Origin of the sequence: Streptomyces sp. NPDC006739, assembly GCF_042869815.1 — a bacterium.
Classification (GTDB): domain Bacteria; phylum Actinomycetota; class Actinomycetes; order Streptomycetales; family Streptomycetaceae; genus Streptomyces.
On sequence record NZ_JBIAGM010000041.1, the window covers coordinates 1 to 14,542 of the forward strand.

A 14,542-nucleotide genomic window follows, 5' to 3' on the forward strand; every position below is an offset into this window, starting at 1 on the left:
GGGCGGCTTCGCCGCCCGCTCAACCGGGCTGCTGCGCAGCCCGGTTGATGGTCCGTACGCTGCGCTCCCGGACCGGTGGGACTTTGTCCCGCCGGTCCCGGTCCGGCTTCCGCTTCGCTTCAGCCTGACCGGCGGGTCCGCTGCGCTCCCCCGCCTGACGGCCCGCTGTCGCGGGCCAGGCTAGCTACGAGAGACAGTGCGGGCTGGTGACGGCTCGTCAACCAGCCCACACCACCCGGGTCAGCGTCTGCGGGCCCAGCCGGTACCGATTCCGGCCACGTGCAGGGCCAGAGCGGTCAATCCCAGCAGCATCACGTTCGTCGAAGTGAACGCATGGTTGGTGCTGAGATCCGCCGCGTTGATCAGAAACGCCACAAAGAACAGCACCGCCGCGACTATGCCAAGCATGAAAGGACTCCTCTCACAGGGGGTGAAGCCCGTATGCCCGGCCACCATCCCAGCAGACCTGCAAACGGCACCTCCAAGCCGTTGGGCCTGCCGGCACGGGCCAGCCCGGGCTTACAAGGCGGCTGATGGACGTCCAGGCGCGGGCCGTGACCGGGGACTTGCCGTCTTATGGGATGCAGCGTGATGCGCGGGCCGGCCTGCCTCGGGGGCTTCAAGGCGCCGCAGGGACAGGCCGGCGGTGACGAGGAGGCCGGTGAAGACCGCGAGAAGCAGGACGCACGTCCACATCTGCCGACTTCCCGGAGCCTGCCAGCCGCTCCAGGCGGCGGACACCGCCCACAGGAGGACGCCCGAAGCGTAGAAGGAGCGGACACGGTGCAGCTGCCGTTCGGCTCGCAGGAACCTGATGCGTTCGGTCTTCGGTGCCATGCAGGGCCGTGTACCCCGATACGCCATGGCCACCAGGACGGAAGGCATCGTGCGAGAGAGTTCTTCTCGAGAGTCTGCCATGCTGCCTCTCGGTGTGATGCAGCATGTAACATTGGAGTAATTCGGGGGCGCCCGGCGGGAGGCGGTGTGTGGGTTGATTTACGAGTACCTTCCGCATGAACTTGCCAGACTTGGTGTGGTCTCGAAAGCAACTGGACTCGATGGCCGCCAGGTATCCGCGCAGGTACGCTCGGCTCAGGAGCGCGCCGGGCGTGCACGGATGCTCCCGGCGGAACCGCATCGCTTGAGTGAACTGTTCATCGCGGAACTGCGACGTCTTCAGTGGGAACGGATCGCCCGGCTCATAGAGAAAGAGCGGATGGCCGCGTACATGCCCTCGCGTGACGCGCGCGGTGTCCGGTATGAAGAGCAGCGTCTGCAACGGCTGATGAGGGACGTGGCCGAGGCCGAGCGGTCCGGTGTCAGGGGTCCGGAAATCTGCCGGTACCGCGTCTACCGGATCGATGCCCGGCCTACTGCCGGCTGCTCCAGCCCGGACACGCCCGCTCCCGTCGTCCACCTGATGGCCCCGTCAGCCGACGCAGCGGCCGAGCGGGCCTGGGCCGTACACGGCAGAGACGGCGGTCTCTACCCGCGTGGCGGATACCGGATTGCTTCCGTCACGCAAATGCTTCCCGAACCGGGAGAATTTTTTTGATCCAGCTCCGAGAACACCAGGTGGAACAGAAATCCCGGTTCCGGAAATGGGTGGGATTTCCTGCAAGATCCTCTGTGCCCCCGCAGGGCGCGAGGGGCACGATCGTGTCCGCGACCGGGTCGGGCAAGACGATCACCGCTGCCGCGTGCGCGCTGGAGTGCTTCCCCGGCGGCCGGATCCTTGTCACCGTGCCGACCCTGGACCTCCTCGTGCAGACCGCCCAGGCGTGGCGCCTGGTGGGCCACCGGGCGCCGATGGTGGCGGTGTGCTCGCTGGAGAACGACCCGGTACTGAACGAGCTGGGCGTGCGTACCACCACCAACGCGATCCAGCTGGCGCTGTGGGCCGGATCCGGGCCGGTCGTCGTGTTCGCCACCTACGCCTCACTCGTGGACCGCGAGGACATCGACGCACCCGAGAGCCAGCAGAAAGTCCGCGGGCCGCTGGAGGCCGCCCTGGCGGGCGGAGAGCGCCTCTACGGCCAGCAGATGGCAGGCTTCGACCTCGCCATCGTGGACGAAGCCCACGGAACCGCCGGTGATCTCGGCAGGCCATGGGCGGCCATCCACGACAACCAGCGGATCCCCGCCGACTACCGGCTCTACCTCACCGCAACCCCACGCATCCTCGCGTCGCCCCGCCCACAGAGAGGCGCGGAAGGCCACGAGCTGGAGATCGCGTCGATGGGCCAGGACTCCGCCACCTACGGGCCCTGGCTCGCCGAACTCGGGCTGAGCGAGGCAATCGAGCGCGGAATCCTCGCCGGCTTCGAGATCGACGTCCTGGAGATCCACGACCCCTCCCCCGTCATCGGAGAGTCGGAGGAGGCGCAGCGGGGCCGGCGCCTGGCACTCTTGCAGACCGCACTCCTGGAACACGCGGCGAAGTGGAACCTCAAGACCGTCATGACCTTCCACCAGAAGGTGGAGGAAGCGGCGGCGTTCGCGGAGAAGCTGCCCCAGACGGCAGCCGAGCTGTACACAGGCGACGCCACCGACGACGACCTGGCGGCCGCAGACCGGCTCCCGAAGTCCTCCATCGACGCGAAGTTCTACGAACTGGAAGCTGGCCGCCACGTACCCCCAGACCGCCTCTGGTCAGCCTGGCTGTGCGGCCACCACCTCGTCACCGAACGACGCGAGATCCTTCGGCGGTTCGCGGGCGGCATCGACGCGGCCGGCCGCCGGGTGCACCGCACCTTCCTCGCCAGCTGCCGCGTCCTTGGGGAAGGCGTCGACATCACCGGAGAGCGGGGTGTTGAAGCCGTCTGCTTCGCCGACACCCGCGGCTCCCAGGTCGAAATCGTCCAGAACATCGGCCGGGCCCTGCGGCTCAACAAGGACGGATCCACAAAGGTAGCCAGGATCATCGTGCCCGTGTTCCTCGAGCCCGGCAAAGACCCCACCGACATGGTCGCCAGCACCTCATACCGCCCCCTCGTAGCCGTCCTCCAAGGCCTGCGCTCACACTCCGAACGCCTCACCGACCAACTCGCCAACCGCGCCCTCACCAGCGGGCAACGACGCGTACACGTGAAACGGGACGAGGACGGGCGGATCATCGGCACCACGGCCGAAGACGAGGGTGACCAGGACGAGACCGAGGGCGCGGCGGAGTCAGCGCTGCTCCACTTCTCCACACCACGCGACGCCGCGACCATCGCCGCTTTCCTGCGCACCCGCGTCTACCGGCCGGAATCCCTGGTCTGGCTGCAGGGCTACCAGGCGCTCCTCCGCTGGCGGAAGGAGAACGAGATCACCGGCCTACACGCCGTGCCCTACGACGTAGAGGTCCAGGCCGGCGTCACCCAAAGCTTCCCCCTGGGCCGGTGGGTGCACCAGCAACGTAAGGCACTGCGCGCGGAAGAGCTCGACCGCCACCGCAAGGAGCTCCTGGACGCCCCGGAGGCCGGCATGGTGTGGGAGCCCGGTGAGGAGGCCTGGGAGGCCAAACTGGCCGCACTGCGCTCCTACCGACGGGCCACCGGACACCTCGCACCCCGCCAGGACGCCGTCTGGGGCGAAGGCGACGCGATGATGCAGGTCGGCCAGCACATGGCCAACCTGCGCCGGAAGGGCGGACTCGGCAAGGACTCGAAGCGGGCTGCCGCACGCGCGGAACAACTGGCGGCCATCGACCCCGACTGGAACTGCCCCTGGCCACTCAACTGGCAACGCCACTACGCCGTACTCCGCGACCTCGCCACCGACGAACCCCACGGCCACCTCCCCCACATCGCACCCGGCGTGCTGTTCGACGGTGACGATCTCGGGCGGTGGCTACAGCGGCAGACGCAGCCAGCCACCTGGAAACTGCTATCCACCGAACAACAGGCACGGCTGACCCGGCTCGGCATCAAACCCTCCGAAGCCTCGACTCCCGCCCCGGCAGCCGGGCCGACGAAGGGCACCATCAAGGCACAGCAGGCATTCCAGCGCGGCCTCGCGGCCCTCATGCAATGGATCGAACGGGAAGGCCATCGGCCTGTCCCACGCGGCGCGGCCGTGGAGATCACCCTCGACGACGAGACCGAACCGGTAACCGTAAGGCTGGGTGTGTGGATCTCGAACACCCGCGCGAGGCGCGACAAGCTCACCTACGACCAGCGGGCAGCACTGCGGGAGCTGGGCGTGGAGTGGGCGTAGCGGTGTCGGCGTCCGTCGGGCTGCGGACCGGGCGGGAGGAGAGGCCGGCCGTCATATGGCGAACGCCCTCTCCGTATCTGAGGAGCAGCAGGGACGGCTACGTGGAGCGGTCCCAGCGAGGGCCGCTCCGTGTAGCGGCCCAGGGGCTCCGCGACGTACATGCCGTCAGGCAGCTCCACGTCGGTGAGCTCGAACCCGTTCCGGGCCGCGACCGGCGTCGCGGGTGACGACGGCGCCTGGGCGGCGGGGCGTAACATGCAGGACCTGGTTCCGTGTCACCAACCTTGCCTCAAGGCCCGGACAGCGGTGTAGCGGGAGGCGGACCACATGCTCAGCCCGAACAGCATGCAGATCATCTTCACGTAGCAGACTTATCAGCCCTTGACTTGCGACCTCAACTGACCGCACAGGCTCCAGTAAACCTCTTCGTCGCTTACCTCAAGATTATCAACGGCTCCCCGCCCTCCAAGAAAGATGGGGACCTTGAAACCGACACACTTCCCAGCTGGGATTCTTTCAGAATTCTCAAGGCGCCACTCAGAGAATAGATCAGCTGCAAGAAATGTATCTGGATCCTCCACCATCTCCCGATCGAAAAGGTCAACCAGAGTGGCGTCGACGACGAAAGCATCTCCAGATCCAGGTTCAATGAGAAGAACCTGACCTGCAATTGGCGTTCGCTTTCGAGTGGGAATTGCAAACTGTCGGCCCAGCCAGTCCTTAGCGAAGGGGACGATACGATCCCGGTACTCGGGAAAGGCTTCCCCAATGAGGATCGCGGCACGGCGAGATTGGTCGATATCATGGATCCGCATGATTCCACCACCAAAGGATTTCCCAGCGCCGAGCGCCACCAATTCTTGGCCTCCCATCATTTCCATGGGGAGATATCCAGTTGCGTGACGTGTCTCATCCCCAGCATCTTCTGGATACAAAGCCAAGAAATTTTCGTACATTGCGACTCCTAGCAGATAGAAACACCACAGATGCGCGTCCCGTTCGGCAGGCCTCTCAGCCGTCCTGCGATCTGTGGACCCAGACTCCTGTTCACGCTTGCGTCCAGAGGCGATAGGTTATCAAGAGTGTCAGTTCCACCGAGCTGGAGATCCCGCATGTGGTCCCCGTCAGAGCCGCTCGGAACGTCCTGCCCAGCCTTACGGAGACGGCCTGCCGCAGAGCCCTTCTCCACCCGCACCGCGTCAGTTTTGACCAGGTCCCCATTCTTGGCGAGTCCGTCGAGGTATTCCACCTTTCCATCGGCTGCAGCCTTCTGGTCCGCATCCCAACCATCCTTGTAGTTGAGGTCGAGGTGGACGGCGTCTTCCTCGCCGCAATTGTGAACCAGAACCGGCGTGTTTCCGGCCTCCACATAGTACGTGTGGAGGACGTGCTCTTCCGAGCTGGGTTTTCGCAGGTCGGCCGTGAGTTGTCAGTCCGTCGCCGTCTGCTGGTGTGCGCTGATGTCCGCCCCGGTTGCCGTCAGCGTTGCCGTCAACGGCTCGGGCTCTGCGGAGTAGTTGAGACCGAACCTCCGCACGGGTCCAGCCAGAGCGGGGTGGGTCCCTCCTCGGTCGGGCAGCTTCGCCGTACCAGGGTTCTCCAGGGGCCGCCAAGGCTCACGTCGTGACGCTTGCGCTTGGCCTTGGCGGCCCCTGGAGGTTCCTGGTACGCCTCCGGTGGCCGGCCGAGGAGGGACCCACCCCGCGACCCACCTTCCCGCACTACGACGAACCTGCAGACAAACACAAGCCCCGGCCCCCTCCGAGAGAGGGCCGGGGTGTGGGGCGGAGCCCCATGAGTCTTTTCGGTTTGACGCAACTTGCTGCGCTCCGGCGCCCGTTCGGGCCGGGCGCCGGAGCGGGACGAAGGCAGGAGCGGCGGCGCGCGGACCGGGCGGGCGCCGCGCCGCGCATGCGCGGCGCCTTGAACCCGTAGAGAAAGTTGTAACGCAATCGGGCGTCTGGGGCTTGTCCGGTCCCAGTTGATGCTTGACGGCCGCTCAGGATGTGAGGGATTTGAAGTCGTACGCGCACGTGGGGAGTTCGATGCCCTGGCGGTGTGCGAGGGGCAGGAAGAGCACTGGTCGGACTGTCCATGTGATGCGCGTGCTGGCGTGGGTGATGGCCACAGCCCAGGGCTCACGTCGTAGGAGTGCTCGTCGGGTGTCGATGCGGTGGTCGTAGAGCCGTTCCCACGCCTCCGCGCTGGCTGCTGTGTCGAGTGCCGGTGAGATGGTGCGGAGGATCGTGGCTACCCAGTTGTTCGCCTCCACCACGTCGTACGCGTCGTAGGAACCGAAGAGGGCCGGGGGCTGTCGCGCGTCCAGGTTGTGTGTCCAGCACTCGCACCAGAAGCCGGGCCCGGTCGTCGTCCTCAGCACAGGTGCCCTCCTCGTCGTACGTCTGTGAAGAGCTCCGCGGTGACCGTGTGGCCGGCCTCGCTGTCGTGTACGACGACCCGGTGGGCGATCGTGCTGACCATGCCGAGTCCGCGGCCGCCTTCGGCGTCCTGGTCCTGGTGCTCGATCTTCGGGGCCGTGCCCGTGCCTCCGTCGTCCGTCACCGAGACGGCTACCACCTGGGCGGACACCGCGACGGCCAGGTGAAAGCTGCCCTGGTCCCGGCCGCTGGCGGTGTGGAGGATCGCGTTGGCGCTCAGCTCGCTCACGATCAGTGCGGCGTCCTCGGCAAAAGGGGAGCCGCGCAGGATGTCGCGGGTCCAGCGGCGGGCCCGGCTGACCTCTTCCGGGAAACCTGGGCAAGACAGTCCCCAGACTCGCGTCATACTCGTATACTCGTGCATACAAGCTCCTTCGTGCTGGTAGGCCGCCATGTGCAGCGGGTTCGGGCTAGACGAGTTTCACGCCGTCGTGGGCGCGGATGGCCGGCGAAGTCGCCGCGTCCAATGCGTCGGTGACGCGGATCGCGTACGCCTCGTCGGCGAGTTCGGAGACCTCTTCGCGGGTGGCCCAGCGCAGTGCGCGGGTCTCGTCGCCGGTGGTGGGCACGCCGTCGGCGGCCTCGCACCGGAAGACCAGCGAGACGATCAGGCCGGTCATGTTCTTGTAGACGCCGGTGAGGGTCGCGGGAAGCGCGATCTTGATGCCGGTCTCTTCGAGGACTTCGCGCTGAAGGGCTTCGGGGATGGTCTCCTCGCGTTCGAGGACACCGCCCGGGGGCTCCCACTTGCCGTTGTCCCGGCGCTGGATCAGGAGGGCCCGGCCCTGGGCGTCGACGACGACCCCGGCCACGCTCACGGAGTGCGGGCGTTCTGTGCTCACGTTCCTCGGCCCTCTCGGATGGCTAGGCTCTCCACCGTAGCAACAACACTCGCCAGCTCGTCTAGATACCTAAAGGAGTACACACGTGAGCCCTTCACTTCCTTCGGGCCTGCTCGGTGATCTCGACCCCACGAGCGATCGTGCGGTCTTCCGGCAGATCGCCGATCAGCTGCGCGAAGCCATCGACCGGGGGCGGTTCCGGGAGGGCGAGAAGCTGCCTTCGGAGGCTGAGCTGGTGGACCACTACGGGGTGTCCCGGATGACCGTCCGCAACTCCTTCTCCGTCCTCCAGGGTGAGGGCCTGGTGCACGCCGAGCACGGCAAGGGCGTGTTCGTCCGGCCGCGTCCGCCGGTGCGGCGTCTCGCCTCGGACCGGTTCGCCCGGCGCCATCGTGAGCAGGGGAAGTCCGCGTTCATCGTGGAGGCGGATGCGGCCGGCAGTCACCCCCAGGTCGACAGTCTTGAGGTGAAGGAAGAGAAGGCCAGTCAGGACGTCTCCGCCCGGCTGGGCTCTGTGCGGCGGGTGCTTGCCCGGCGGCGGCGGTACCTCCTCGACGGCCGTCCGGTCGAGTTCGCGACCTCCTACCTGCCCCTCGACATCGCGCGCGGAACGCAGATCGCCGAACCCAACCCCGGTCCCGGCGGCATCTACGCCCGCCTCGAGGAGCTGGGTCACCGCCTTGACCACTTCGAGGAGGAGATCCGCGCCCGGATGCCCTCGCCCGCCGAGGTCAAGACGCTCCACCTGGCGGCCGGCGTGCCCGTCATCCACTTGATCCGGACCGCCTTCGACACCGAGGGTCGGCCCGTGGAGGTCTGCGACACGGTCATGGCGGCGGACGCTTACGTGCTGTCGTACCAGCTCCCGGCCACGTGAGCGGGTGATTGGTGGTGGTGCGCGGGGGACGCTTCTCCGAACTCGTACACCCCAACACGCTTACTCGTATAGACGAGTGGGCAAGTTGTGTGGCAGGGCGATCCCCGTGAGCCCGGGAGATCGGGTTCACAGATCGCTACATGTATAGACGAGTAGATAGGGGAGTGCCTTGCGCACCATCCGTGTTGAGACCTCGGCCGCGACGATCCTTCTGACGGAGGCCCCGGAACCGAAGGTCCGTGACCGGCAGACGGGCGAGATCGCCAAGGACGCTGTGAGCGGTGAGGCGCTGATGACGATCGGCGTCGTGTACATCGAGGACGGGGAGTCCTCGCTCATCAAGGTCACCGTCCCGGAGGGCGGGGTCACCGAGGGCCTGATCCTCGGCTCGCCCGTCTCGCTGCCGGGGCTGATCGCCCGGCCGTGGGAGTCGGTGTTCAACGGGCAGCAGCGTCACGGCATCGCCTACCGGGCCGCCGCCGTCACCCCGGCCGCCTTCCCGGCCGCCATGGGGGCCACGGCCTGATGACCGACCTGACGACGCTTCTGGAGGTGGGTGGTCCCCTCGCCGCGCTCGGTGGCGGGGCCGTCTACACCCGGGCCACCCACCCGGCCCTGTACTGGTCGGCGGTCGGCGGTCCGATATCCACCGTCCGGCTGCTCAGCTCGTACGCCTCGGTCATGGAGGCGTGTGGCCTGACCGTGGCCCCCTCCCGGCTGCGGGTCCTCGCCGTCAAGGCCACCACCCGGCGGGAGGTACGGCCCGTGCCGCCCCGGCGGGGCATCATCCGGCCGACGTCGACCGGGCTGCGGCTGCGGCTCCGGCTCGCTCCGGGGCAGGAACCTGCGGACGTCGCCGCCTCGGCCGAACGGCTGCGGCACGCCTGGGGCGTCCATGCCGTCTACGTCACCACCGTCAAGCCCGGTGTCGTCGAACTGCGGCTCGTCGGCTTCGATGTCCTGCGCAAGGTGCGGATGCCGCGCAAGCTGGGCGGCGGGTTCCTCAAGGTGCCGGTCGCGCTGCGGGAGGACGCCATGCCCTTCGTACGCGACTACCGGGCCGTGCCTCATCAACTCACGCTGGGTGCCACGCTGTCGGGCAAGTCCATGTACTTGCGCCATCTCGTCTCCGGGCTCGCCCGGCAGAACGTCGCCCTGGTCGGCTTCGACTGCAAGCGCGGTGTCGAGCTGGCCCCGTTCGCCCCGCGGCTGTCCGCCCTCGCCACCGAGCCGGATGAAGTCGCTGAGCTGCTGCCTGTCCTGGTCAAAGAGATGGAGGACCGATACGACCTGATCAGGGCCCGGCAGGGCATCGCCCCCGGCACCCCGGACGAGGAGATCACCTCGGACATCTGGGGTCTGCCCGAGAGCGAACGGCCCGTGCCCGTCGTGCTGTTCGTGGACGAGGTGGCGGAACTCTTCCTCGTCGCCACGAAGAAGGACGAGGAACGGCGCGATGAGATGGTCACTCAGCTCATCCGCCTCGGCCAGCTCGGCCGCGCGGCCGGCATCTACCTGGAAGTGTGCGGGCAGCGCTTCGGCGCCGAACTCGGCAAGGGCGCCACCATGCTCCGGGCCCAGCTCACCGGCCGCGTCTGCCACCGGGTCAATGATGAAGCCTCCGCCAAGATGGCGCTCGGCGACATCGCCGCGGAAGCGGTCGGGGCTGCCTGCGCCATCGCCCCTGAGCTGCCCGGCCTCGCCGTCGCGGGGGACACCTCCGGCGGCTGGTCCCGCATCCGCACCCCCTACCTCTCCCTCGGCGACGCCGCCGACATCTGCCAGGAAACGGCCCACCTGGTGCCCGACCTGCCCGCGCTGAAGCCCTTCCGGCCCGCCGTGCCCGTACGGACCGTTGAGACCTCGGTTCCGGCCGTCCAGCCGCACCCCGTCAGCGACTGACGCACCCTTCCCTCCTTGGTCGGCGTGACCGCCTCGCGCCACGTCCCTACCCCTCCCATGCCTGAACCCGGAAGGAGTCGCCCTCATGCGCGCCCAACTGGCTCGCGTTGACGCGGTGCTCGTACAGGCGCTCATCGCCGCCGCGCTGTCCTTCGCCCACATCCACGACATCGCCATGGCCGCCGGACAGGACGGCTGGAAAGCCTGGGCCTACCCCGTGTCCGTAGACCTGCTGCTCGTCGCCGCCTGGCGTCGACTGCGCTCCGGCACAGGGAAGACGGCGGCCTGGTGCTGGTTCGTCATCGCCATCACCGCCTCCCTCGGGGCGAACGTCGCCACCGCCGGCCTGCTCGACCTCGCCGACGTACCGGCCTGGCTGCGCATCCTCGTCGCGGGCTGGCCCGCCGTCGCTTTCCTCGGCGGCACGCTCCTCGCCCACTCGACACCCCAGACAGCCCCGGCCGCCGAGGTCATCGAGGACCAGGAGGACGACCCCGAACCCACCCCCGAGACAGCCACCCCGCCCGCCATCGAGGCACCGCCAGAACCCCCGCCCGTCCCGGTCCCGGCCGCCCTCATCAACCACGCCCGCAAGGTCGCCGCCGAGCACCACACCCGCACCGGCACCCCGATCGACACCCCGACCCTCCGGGCCCGCCTCGGCGTCCCCGCACCCATGGCCGAAGCCATCGCCGCCCACCTCTGAAAGGAAGCCCGATGCCCGCCAACCGCCGCTTCCGCAACGTCACCCGCATCGGCCCCGTCCAGGTCGGCACCGCCTACGACCACCGTGGCCGCGAGAAGCACACGGCCGCCTGCACCGCCCCACGCTGCAACTTCTCCGCCGACTACGACAGCCGTGCCGCCGCCGAGCTGGCTGCCCGCACCCACCGCTGCCCCGTCCGCTGAAAGGACCCCGCACCCCGTGACGCTCAACCTCCCCCTCGTCGTCGTCCTCGGCTTCTTCGCCTGGGCGGCGGTCAAGTACCTCGGCGTCCGTACCTGGATCGTCGTTCTCATCGCCCTCTTCGGCTTCTGGCTCTCGCACACCTTCCTCGCCCCCGCCATCGAGTCCGGCACGCGCTCCGGCGTGACCGTCATAAACGGCCAACACATCTAGACGAGTAGACAGGAGATCGCAGCCGTGTTCCTGCCCAAGTACCCGGACAACCCCACCCCGCAGCCCACCCACACCCACGCCCCGACCGACCCGGCCCCCGTCCGGCGCCCCGTGCTCCCCTCGGTCTCCCTCGATCAGAAGACCGTCGCGGCCGTCCTCGTCGGCGGAGTCGTCCTGACCGCGCTCCTGGCCGCCGTCGCCGTCACGGCCATCTCGGTCGCCGTCGCCGCCGTGGTCCTGCGCTCCCTGCTCCGCGAACACCACCGCCGCTGACCAGCGGTCCGGCCTCCGGGGCGGCATGACACGCCCAAGCATCCACCGCCCCGGTGGCCACCCCTCCCGACCAGTGCCCGTCAGAAGGAGATCGCCATCTTCGCCCGCCCCACCACGCCCCCACTCCCCGAACTCAGCAAGCTCGCCTCAGACGGCTCGCTGCCCGGTATCCTCCGCCAGCTCTCCGGCCTCGGCGGCTGCACCCACCCGATCCGCCTCGACGGCCACCGCACCGAGTACGACGTCGACACCGCCACCGGCGAGATCGGCCGCATCCTCCAGCACCTCGACTCGACCAGCCTCCCGGCCGGCCAACTCCTCGTCCGCTGCAACAACCGCCGCACCACCCGCTGCCCGGCCTGCGCCGAGGTCTACCGCCGCGACACCTTCCAACTCATCACCGCCGGGCTGCGGGGCGGCAAGGGCACTCCGGAACAAGTCGCCGTCCACCCGCGCGTCTTCGCCACCTTCACCGCGCCCGGCTTCGGCCCGGTTCACAACCGCCGCACTGATGGGCGCCCCTGCCGCTGCGGCATGCACCACGACCAGGAGGACGAGACGCTCGGGACTCCACTCGACCCGGACACCTACGACTATGAGGCGGCCGTGCTGTGGAACGCGCACGCCGGGCCCCTGTGGCGGCGCTTCTCGATCTACCTACGCCGGGAGGTCGCCAAGCGCGCGGGCCTCTCACAACGCCGTCTCCGCGACCACGCCCGCGTCTCCTTCGCCAAGGTCGCCGAGTACCAGAAGCGTGGAGCCGTCCACTTCCACGCCGTGATCCGCCTCGACGGCCCCGGCGGCGGAGACACCCCGCCCCCGGCCTGGGCCACCGCCGAGCTGCTCACCGACGCCATCAGCGCCGCCGCAGCCAAGGTCCGGGTCGACGGCCCAACCCTCGACGACCGCGCCCACACCTTCGCCTTCGGGCGACAGCTCGACGTCCGCACCATCCGCTCCGCCGACTTCAACGACGGCCAGGAGCTGACCGAGCGAGCCGTAGCGGCGTACATCGCCAAGTACGCCACCAAGGGCGCCGAGACCGCCACGGGGGCTCTCGACCGCCCGCTGAAGTTCGCCGCGGAACTCGCCCCGCTCGACATCAGCGACCACGCCCGCCGCCTCATCCGAACCGCGTGGACCCTCGGCGCACGCAAGGACCTCGAACACCTCCGCCTGCGCGCTTGGGCCCACATGCTCGGCTTCCGCGGCCACTTCTCCACCAAGTCCCGCCGCTACTCCACCACCCTCGGCGCCCTCCGCGACGCCCGCGCCGAATGGCGCCGAGCACAAGCCACAGCCACCACACCCGACAACGGGCCCGAGACGACGTACGTCCTCGCGCACTGGGTCTTCGCCGGCACCGGCCTCTCCGACGCCGAAACCTGGCTCGCCGCATCCATCGAACCCGCCCCCGGAACGGAAGGAAAACCCACCTATGCGTGACGAAGAGCTGCTGACCGTCCCGGACGTCATGGCCCGGCTCAAGCTCGGCCGCTCCACGGTCTACGACCTGATCCGCTCCCGTCGGCTCCCTTCAATCACCATCGGCCGCACTCGCCGTATCCCCTCCATCGCACTCGACGACTACATACAGCGTCACCTGGAAGAGGCCGCCCGATGACCGCACCCAAGCGCAAGAGCCGCGCCAACGGCGAAGGAACCATCTACCAGCGCAAGGACGGCCGCTGGGAAGCCGCCGGCTACGTCCTCACCGCCGACGGCACTCGCAAACGCGTCCGCGTCTACGGCACCACCCGCAGAAAAGCGGCCGACAAGCTCACCGAAAAGATCGCCGACAGCAACCGCGGCCTCCCCGTCGCCACCGCCGACAGCACCGTCGGCGACTACCTGACCTACTGGCTGAATGGCGTTGCTATCCACCGTCTTCGGGAGAACACCCACGTCCGATACGCCGCCTGCGTCCGTCTCCACCTCATGCCCGACCTCGGTACCAAGAAGGTCGCACGGCTGACCGCCAAAGACGTACGTACCTTCCTCGACCGCCTGCGCGCCACGTGCCAGTGCTGCACCCAAGGGCTGGACGCCGAACGGAAGGCCTGCTGCGCGGTCGGCGAGTGCTGCCAGAAGCGGCTGTCCCCCTTGACCGTGACGTACGTGCACTCGGTGCTCAAGTCGGCGCTGGAGCACGCCGTCAGGGAAGACGAGCTGCCCCGCAACGTCGCCCGGAACGTCAAGGCCACCGCAGCTCGGCCTCGGCGATTCCGACCGTTCACCGCAGCCGAAGCCCGCCAGTTCCTCGACGCAGCCCGCGCCGACCGACTGCACGCGCTGTACGCACTCGCCCTGCGCACCGGACTCCGCAAAGGCGAACTCCTCGGCCTCCGCTGGGCAGACCTCGACCTCACCAACGGAACGGCCAGCATCCGCCGTTCGCTCCAGCGCACCCGAACCGGCGGCCTCACTCATCTGCCCACCAAGACGCTGGCGTCCGAGCGCCGTATCGCGCTCCCGACCGAGTGCATCCCCTCTCTCAAGGAGCACAAGGAGCAGCAGGACAAGGAGCGCAAGACCGCGGGGTCAGCCTGGCAGGACAGCGGCCTCGTCTTCACCACGCCGGCTGGACGGCCTCTCGACCCGGCCAACCTCACCCGCCGTTTCCGCAGCTTCCTCAACCGGGCCGGACTCCGGCGCATCCGATTCCACGATCTCCGACACTCCACCGCCACACTGCTACTGGAGCAGGGCGTCGACCTCGTCGTGATCAAGGAACTTCTGGGCCACGCCCACATCGGCGTCACCGCCGGCGTCTACGCCCACGTCCGACTCCGACTCCAGCGGGACGCCATCGACGCCCTGGGCCACGCTCTCGGCGGCCAGGACGACGACCCCGACGACCCACCGGCCGCAGCCGTCGTCCCCTGACGTT

The 14,542-nt window shown here is 68.5% G+C and carries 17 protein-coding genes; 12 read left to right on the plus strand and 5 right to left on the minus strand.

Going from position 1 to position 14,542, the window contains the following annotated elements; all coding sequences use genetic code 11:
• Positions 1-240: 240 nt before the first annotated feature.
• Positions 241-408: a hypothetical protein gene (locus ACFYMM_RS40805; RefSeq protein WP_388397023.1), complete on the minus strand. Its 168-nt coding sequence runs from the start codon at positions 406-408 to the stop codon at positions 241-243.
• A gap of 733 nt (positions 409-1,141) precedes the next feature.
• Between ACFYMM_RS40805 and ACFYMM_RS40810 the strand changes: the two genes are divergently transcribed.
• The gene (locus ACFYMM_RS40810; protein ID WP_388397026.1) at positions 1,142-1,555 is read left to right on the plus strand and encodes a hypothetical protein; all 414 of its coding nucleotides are present in this window, start codon (positions 1,142-1,144) and stop codon (positions 1,553-1,555) included.
• Positions 1,552-4,200 (plus strand): Helicase associated domain protein, encoded by a 2,649-nt coding sequence (locus tag ACFYMM_RS40815; RefSeq protein ID WP_388397029.1) that lies wholly within the window; start codon positions 1,552-1,554, stop codon positions 4,198-4,200. Before ACFYMM_RS40810 ends, ACFYMM_RS40815 begins: the two co-directional genes overlap by 4 nt.
• A gap of 374 nt (positions 4,201-4,574) precedes the next feature.
• Here the strand turns inward: ACFYMM_RS40815 and ACFYMM_RS40820 are convergent, their stop codons facing one another.
• From ACFYMM_RS40820 to ACFYMM_RS40835, 4 genes are all read right to left on the minus strand, one after another.
• Positions 4,575-5,156 carry a T6SS immunity protein Tdi1 domain-containing protein gene (locus tag ACFYMM_RS40820; RefSeq protein ID WP_388397032.1) on the minus strand — a complete coding sequence of 194 codons (582 nt, stop codon included), beginning with the start codon at positions 5,154-5,156 and terminating at the stop codon, positions 4,575-4,577.
• A gap of 1,043 nt (positions 5,157-6,199) precedes the next feature.
• Positions 6,200-6,580 carry a hypothetical protein gene (locus tag ACFYMM_RS40825; RefSeq protein ID WP_388397034.1) on the minus strand — a complete coding sequence of 127 codons (381 nt, stop codon included), beginning with the start codon at positions 6,578-6,580 and terminating at the stop codon, positions 6,200-6,202.
• Positions 6,574-7,002, minus strand: coding sequence for an ATP-binding protein (locus tag ACFYMM_RS40830; protein WP_388397037.1), 429 nt, complete (start codon positions 7,000-7,002; stop codon positions 6,574-6,576). The genes ACFYMM_RS40825 and ACFYMM_RS40830 overlap by 7 nt, the downstream gene beginning before the upstream one ends.
• A gap of 46 nt (positions 7,003-7,048) precedes the next feature.
• Positions 7,049-7,456, minus strand: a complete 408-nt coding sequence (locus ACFYMM_RS40835; protein WP_388397083.1) for an NUDIX hydrolase — start codon at positions 7,454-7,456, stop codon at positions 7,049-7,051.
• Between the two features lie 109 nt (positions 7,457-7,565).
• Between ACFYMM_RS40835 and ACFYMM_RS40840 the strand changes: the two genes are divergently transcribed.
• The 10 genes from ACFYMM_RS40840 (at position 7,566) to ACFYMM_RS40885 (ending at position 14,538) form a co-directional block, all read left to right on the plus strand.
• Complete coding sequence (locus tag ACFYMM_RS40840; RefSeq protein ID WP_352351598.1) at positions 7,566-8,357, plus strand: GntR family transcriptional regulator; 792 nt, start codon at positions 7,566-7,568, stop codon at positions 8,355-8,357.
• A 169-nt stretch (positions 8,358-8,526) separates the two neighbouring features.
• Positions 8,527-8,883 carry a hypothetical protein gene (locus ACFYMM_RS40845; protein WP_055635081.1) on the plus strand — a complete coding sequence of 119 codons (357 nt, stop codon included), beginning with the start codon at positions 8,527-8,529 and terminating at the stop codon, positions 8,881-8,883.
• Positions 8,883-10,259, plus strand: a complete 1,377-nt coding sequence (locus ACFYMM_RS40850) for an FtsK/SpoIIIE domain-containing protein (RefSeq protein ID WP_388397040.1) — start codon at positions 8,883-8,885, stop codon at positions 10,257-10,259. Before ACFYMM_RS40845 ends, ACFYMM_RS40850 begins: the two co-directional genes overlap by 1 nt.
• An 85-nt stretch (positions 10,260-10,344) precedes the next feature.
• On the plus strand, positions 10,345-10,965 hold the full coding sequence (locus ACFYMM_RS40855; protein ID WP_388397042.1) for a DUF2637 domain-containing protein: 621 nt from the start codon (positions 10,345-10,347) through the stop codon (positions 10,963-10,965).
• A gap of 11 nt (positions 10,966-10,976) precedes the next feature.
• Positions 10,977-11,168 (plus strand): mobile element transfer protein, encoded by a 192-nt coding sequence (locus ACFYMM_RS40860; RefSeq protein ID WP_037684465.1) that lies wholly within the window; start codon positions 10,977-10,979, stop codon positions 11,166-11,168.
• A gap of 16 nt (positions 11,169-11,184) precedes the next feature.
• Positions 11,185-11,379 (plus strand): hypothetical protein, encoded by a 195-nt coding sequence (locus tag ACFYMM_RS40865; protein WP_037684464.1) that lies wholly within the window; start codon positions 11,185-11,187, stop codon positions 11,377-11,379.
• 24 nt (positions 11,380-11,403) lie between these two features.
• The gene (locus tag ACFYMM_RS40870; protein WP_388397046.1) at positions 11,404-11,652 is read left to right on the plus strand and encodes a SpdD protein; all 249 of its coding nucleotides are present in this window, start codon (positions 11,404-11,406) and stop codon (positions 11,650-11,652) included.
• Between the two features lie 159 nt (positions 11,653-11,811).
• Positions 11,812-13,098 carry a replication initiator gene (locus tag ACFYMM_RS40875; protein WP_388397086.1) on the plus strand — a complete coding sequence of 429 codons (1,287 nt, stop codon included), beginning with the start codon at positions 11,812-11,814 and terminating at the stop codon, positions 13,096-13,098.
• On the plus strand, positions 13,091-13,276 hold the full coding sequence (locus ACFYMM_RS40880; protein ID WP_388397047.1) for a helix-turn-helix domain-containing protein: 186 nt from the start codon (positions 13,091-13,093) through the stop codon (positions 13,274-13,276). The genes ACFYMM_RS40875 and ACFYMM_RS40880 overlap by 8 nt, the downstream gene beginning before the upstream one ends.
• Positions 13,273-14,538, plus strand: a complete 1,266-nt coding sequence (locus tag ACFYMM_RS40885; protein WP_388397049.1) for a tyrosine-type recombinase/integrase — start codon at positions 13,273-13,275, stop codon at positions 14,536-14,538. The genes ACFYMM_RS40880 and ACFYMM_RS40885 overlap by 4 nt, the downstream gene beginning before the upstream one ends.
• The last annotated feature ends 4 nt before the right edge of the window (positions 14,539-14,542 follow it).

Excerpts from the sequence above, each read along its gene's own strand:
- ACFYMM_RS40805 (WP_388397023.1), bottom strand. The coding sequence starts at position 408 with ATGCTTGGCATAGTCGCGGCGGTGCTGTTCTTTGTGGCGTTTCTGATC.
- ACFYMM_RS40820 (WP_388397032.1), bottom strand. The coding sequence starts at position 5,156 with ATGTACGAAAATTTCTTGGCTTTGTATCCAGAAGATGCTGGGGATGAG.
- ACFYMM_RS40830 (WP_388397037.1), bottom strand. The coding sequence starts at position 7,002 with ATGCACGAGTATACGAGTATGACGCGAGTCTGGGGACTGTCTTGCCCA.
- ACFYMM_RS40850 (WP_388397040.1), top strand. The coding sequence starts at position 8,883 with ATGACCGACCTGACGACGCTTCTGGAGGTGGGTGGTCCCCTCGCCGCG.
- ACFYMM_RS40855 (WP_388397042.1), top strand. The coding sequence starts at position 10,345 with ATGCGCGCCCAACTGGCTCGCGTTGACGCGGTGCTCGTACAGGCGCTC.
- ACFYMM_RS40860 (WP_037684465.1), top strand. The coding sequence starts at position 10,977 with ATGCCCGCCAACCGCCGCTTCCGCAACGTCACCCGCATCGGCCCCGTC.
- ACFYMM_RS40880 (WP_388397047.1), top strand. The coding sequence starts at position 13,091 with ATGCGTGACGAAGAGCTGCTGACCGTCCCGGACGTCATGGCCCGGCTC.
- ACFYMM_RS40885 (WP_388397049.1), top strand. The coding sequence starts at position 13,273 with ATGACCGCACCCAAGCGCAAGAGCCGCGCCAACGGCGAAGGAACCATC.